2 protein-coding genes and 2 pseudogenes are annotated in these 4,818 nt (G+C 69.7%); 1 reads left to right on the top strand and 3 read right to left on the bottom strand.

The window, feature by feature from the left end:
* Positions 1 to 23 precede the first annotated feature (23 nt).
* Together QZV84_RS10865 and QZV84_RS11490 are read right to left on the bottom strand one after the other, a co-directional pair.
* On the bottom strand, positions 24 to 836 hold the full coding sequence (locus QZV84_RS10865; RefSeq protein WP_292829331.1) for an Ltp family lipoprotein: 813 nt from the start codon (positions 834 to 836) through the stop codon (positions 24 to 26).
* Between the two features lie 9 nt (positions 837 to 845).
* Positions 846 to 899 (bottom strand): annotated as a pseudogene (locus QZV84_RS11490) (DUF2510 domain-containing protein); the annotation flags it as partial.
* Between the two features lie 381 nt (positions 900 to 1,280).
* Between QZV84_RS11490 and QZV84_RS10860 the strand changes: the two are divergent.
* A complete protein-coding gene (locus QZV84_RS10860) occupies positions 1,281 to 4,676 on the top strand; it encodes a DEAD/DEAH box helicase family protein (RefSeq protein ID WP_292829329.1) in 3,396 nt (1,131 codons plus the stop codon).
* A gap of 14 nt (positions 4,677 to 4,690) precedes the next feature.
* Here the strand turns inward: QZV84_RS10860 and QZV84_RS10855 are convergent.
* Positions 4,691 to 4,818 (bottom strand): annotated as a pseudogene (locus QZV84_RS10855) (bifunctional 2-methylcitrate synthase/citrate synthase); the annotation flags it as partial.

The following is a 4,818-nucleotide window of genomic DNA, read 5'->3' as shown; positions in this document are numbered from 1 at the left end:
CCCCCCCGCGCCGTGGAGCTGCTTCAGTAGCCCACAGCGGCGAGCCCGAACTGGATCTCGGCGTCGGTGAACCCCTCGTAGGCGAGCTGGTCGTAGAGACCCTGCCGAGAGAACGACGTGAACTCGAGGTAGCTCGCCGCCTTCTCCGCTGCCTCGGCGTTCCAGTCGGCACCGGCGTTGTCGGCGCCGAACGTCGCGTCTTCGGTGGAGTACCCCTCGTACTCGAGCTGGTCGATGAGACCCGTACGCGAGAACCCCGAGAAGTCGAGGTACGACTGCGCCTTGCCGATCGCGTTCTGCTGCGCGAGCGTGTACACCGGTGCGGGCGCCTCGGCGGTGACGAGCACCTCGGCGCCGGCATCCGCCTTGCGGCCTTCGCTGAGCGTCTGAGTCAGCACGACCCAGTCGTCAGCGGTGCCGGCGGGCGTCGCGATCACGAACCCGACCGCCTCGAGGGCCGCACGAGCCTCGCCCACTGTGAGACCGACCAGGCCCGGAATCTCCTCACGGTCATCTATCGGCTCGGGCTCTTCGGCGGGCACCTCCCCCACGGCCTCGGCGACCGTGGCCGGGTCGTCACCGGCGGCATCGTCGTCGGCCCGACCTCCGTTGATGCCGTTCGCGATCATGCTGATGAGCACGAGCGCGGCCAGGGCGATGAGCCCCCACTGCCACCACTTCAGCTTCGGAAACCCGCGGCGCGGCGCCGCAGCGATCGCTCCCCCTGCGGCGGACGCGTCCGTCGCGGAGACCGCTGTTGTGGGTGCTGACGTTGTGGAGGCCGCAGTCCCTGATGCCGCCGTCGACGTTGCGCCCGCCGTGGACCCAGCCGTCACCACGGTTGCGGCATCCGCGGATGCCGTCGCGGTGTGCGGGGTCCACTGGGCACCGTCCCAGTAGCGCTACGCGCGCGAGTCGTGCGGGTCGGGGTACCACCCGGCGAGCGGCAGCTGCGGTGCACCGCTCGAGGCGGTGTTCTGATCGATGTTGTTGCTGTTGTCGGACATGACGAACCTTCTGGTCGTTCGAGGCGCACACCCACAGGCGTGCACCACCGGCCGACGGCCAGTCGATCAGGACACACCCAACCTCCGACATTGGACGCAGACGGCGAGGTGGGACGCTTCGACAAGCTCAGCGACCGGAACGGTTAGCGCCCGCGCGCCGGGCGACGCTTCGACAAGCTCAGCGACCGGGCCTGGCGGGCCGCCTGGGGAGGAGTCGGCGCGCTTCGCTAGCATGGCGAAAGGCAGGGGCCGAGCCTGCCGCCGGGAGCGGCCGTGGGCAACTTCGACTTCGTCCGGGATCGCTGGCCGAAAGTCTGGGAGGCCGCATCCCGCGCCGAGTCGTACCTGCGCAGCGATCCGCGGGCGTCGGCGACCTACACGCGCCGGGCCGGCGAGATGTTCACCGAGTGGATCTACTCCGCCGAGGCCCTCCCCCGCCCCTACGACGAATCCTTCGCGAACCTGACGGCACAGGCGGCCTTTCGTCAGGCTGTCGGCGCGAACGTCGACGGGGGTCTGCGGATCGTGCGGCGCATCGGCAACGACGCCGTGCACAAAGACGAGGGGATGCCGCTCGGTCGCGCCCGGAGCTCGCTCGAGCAGCTGCACATCATCTGCCGCTGGCTCGACCACGGTTACGGCGATCCGGATGCCGCCGGCCCGCCGCCCTTCGACTTCGAGAAGGTTCCCCCGGCCCCGGCTGCGGTCATCCAGCGCACGCGAGCCGAGCTCGAACGCGCGCAGGCCGAGTTCGAGCAGGCACGGCGAGCGCTCGCGGAAGAGCTCGACCGCAACGCGGCACTCCAGCAGGAGCTCGAGGCGCTGCGCGCCGCCGCAGCCCAGGCGAAGGCGGCGAACGAGGCGACGAACGTCGCGCTCGGCATCCCCGATCCGACCGTCGCCACCGAGGCCGAGACGCGCCGCGACCTCATCGATCTGCACCTGAGCGAGGCGGGCTGGGCGCTCGCCGATGCCCGCGATCGGGAGTGGCCGGTGAGCGGCATCCCGAGCCCGTCCGGCGACGGCAAGGTCGACTACGTCCTGTGGGGCGACGACGGTAAGCCGCTGGCCATCGTCGAGGCAAAGCGCACCACCAAGAGTGCGAAAGAGGGCAGGCTCCAGGCGGAGATCTATGCCGATGCCCTCGAGCGCGACTTCGGCCAGCGCCCCCTGATCTACTACACGAACGGGTTCGAGACGTGGCTGTGGGACGACCGGCGGTACACACCCCGACGCGTCGCCGGGTACATGACCAAGGACCAGCTCGCCCTGGCGATCCAGCGCCGCAGCTCGCTCAAGCCCCTCGCGACGGCGACGATCGACCGCGCGATCGTCGAGCGGCCGTATCAGCTGCGCGCGATCCGAGCGGTCACCGAAGCCTTCGAGCACAAGCGCCGCCGCGCCCTGCTCGTGATGGCGACCGGCACCGGCAAGACGCGCACCGTGATCGCGCTCGTCGACGTGCTGCAGCGGGCCAACTGGGTCAAGCGCGTACTGTTCCTGGCCGACCGCACGGCGCTGGTGAATCAGGCGGTGGCCGCCTTCAAGGCGCACCTCCCCGACAGCGCTCCGGTGAACCTCGTCACCGACCGCGACAGCGACGGCCGCGTCTACGGGTCGACCTACCAGACCGTGATGGGACTCATCGATTCCGGTGAAGACGCGCTGCGGCGCTTCGGCCCCGGGTATTTCGATCTCATCGTCGTCGATGAGGCGCACCGGTCGATCTACAACCGGTACGGCGAGATCTTCTCGTACTTCGACGCGCTCGTCGTCGGGCTGACGGCGACCCCGCGCGCCGACGTCGACCACAACACATACCGACTGTTCGAGCTCGATGACGGCGTGCCCACCGACGCGTTCGAACTCGACGATGCCATCGCCGGCGGCTATCTCGTGCCTCCGGTCGCGCGGCCGATCGATCTCGGATTCATGAAGCGCGGCATCCGCTATGCCGACCTGAGCGAGGCCGAGCGCGAGCGGTGGGACGAGCTCGAGTGGCAGGACGGCGAGATCCCCGATGCGATCGACGCGGCCGCGATGAACCGCTGGCTGTTCAACGAAGACACCGTCGACAAGGTGCTCGAAGTGCTCGTCGCCGAAGGGCGGCACGTCGGCGGGGGCGATGTGCTCGGCAAGACGATCGTCTTCGCGAAGAACCAGCGGCACGCCGAGTTCATCGAGTCGCGCTTCGATGCGAACTTCCCCGAGAAGCACGGCGACTTCGCGCGCGTGATCACCTACGCCTCCGGGCCGTACGCGCAGACGCTCATCGACGCGTTTTCCATCACCGGGAAGAACCCGCAGATCGCCATCTCGGTCGACATGCTCGACACCGGCATCGACATCCCCGATGTCGTGAACCTCGTGTTCTTCAAGCCGGTGAACTCGCACACCAAGTTCTGGCAGATGGTCGGTCGGGGAACGCGCCTGCGCCCCGACCTGTACGGGCCGGGCGACGACAAGCGCGACTTCGTGATCTTCGACGTGTGCGGCAACATCGACTTCTTCAACGAAGAGCTGCCCGAAGCACCGGCATCCCGCTCCCTGTCGCTGTCGCTGTCGGAGCGCACCTTCCTGCAGCGCACCCGTCTGCTCGCCGCCCTGAACGGCCTCAACGAGACGGATGCCGCGGCCCTGCGCGCGGCGATCGCGGGGCGCCTGCGCCGAGCGGTGGCGGGCATGAACCGCGACAACTTCCTCGTGCGCCGGCACCTGCGCGCCGTCGAGCGCTTCGGCGACGCAGACGCGTGGGACCGGTTCGGCGCCGCCGACCTCGAGGATGCCGCCGAGCTCGCCGGGCTCCCCTCCGCGGCCGAGCAGGACGCCGACGAGGCGGCCAAGCGGTTCGATGCGCTCATCCTCGACGCGCAGGTCGCGGTCGCGACCGGCGAACCGGTGCCCGCGGGGGTCGCATCGCGCATCGCCGGCATCGCGCAGGCTCTCGGCGATCAGCGCAGCATCCCCGCCGTCGCCGCGCAGGCGGCGCTGCTGGATGCCCTCGTCGACCCGGCCTGGTGGGACGACGTCGAGGTCGTGAGGCTCGAGCGGGTCCGCGTGCACCTTCGCGACCTCGTTCGGCTCATCGGACGCGAAAGCCAGGCCATTGTGTACTCCGACTTCGAGGACACGCTCGATCCCGCTCGCGATGTCGTGCTCACCCGCGTCGTGCCGGGCCTGAACCGTCGCGCATTCCGCGAGAAGCTCTTCGGGTTCCTGTCGGGCCGGTCGGATGTCGCGCTGCACAAGCTGCGCACCGGACGCCCGCTCACCGCCGTCGACCTCGCGCAGCTCGAGGAGGCGCTGACCTCGGCCGGCGGGCTGGATGCCGCGCAGCTGCACGACGAAGCCGACGGCGCGGGCGGCCTCGGCCGGCTGGTCCGCTCGATCGTCGGCATGGAGCGCTCGGCCGTCGAAGAGGCGCTCACCGATTTCGCCTCGACACCGGGCTTCACCCACCGCCAGCACGCGTTCGTCGACCTCGTCGTGCAGCAGCTCACGATCGCCGGCCGGCTCGACCCGCGACGACTCTACGAAGACCCCTTCGACGGGATCGCACCCGAGGGCCCGGATGAGATCTTCAGCGATGCACAGGTCACCGATCTGATCGCCCGCATCCGCCGTTTCGACGAGACCGCCGATCCGAGCGACGAGCACGCCACCGCGTAAGCCGACGCTCCGGGTCAGCCGGCAGCCTCCTCCGCGCGGTCCACCGTGGCAGCGGCATCCGGCACGTATCCGTCGATGTGTCGCTCATCGGGGCCGTTGTAGGCCGACAGCGGACGGATGAGGGCATTGGATGCCGCCTGCT

It is taken from the genome of Microbacterium sp. (assembly GCF_011620715.1).
GTDB lineage: Bacteria > Actinomycetota > Actinomycetes > Actinomycetales > Microbacteriaceae > Microbacterium.
This window is presented reverse-complemented; position numbering and strand designations above follow the sequence as displayed.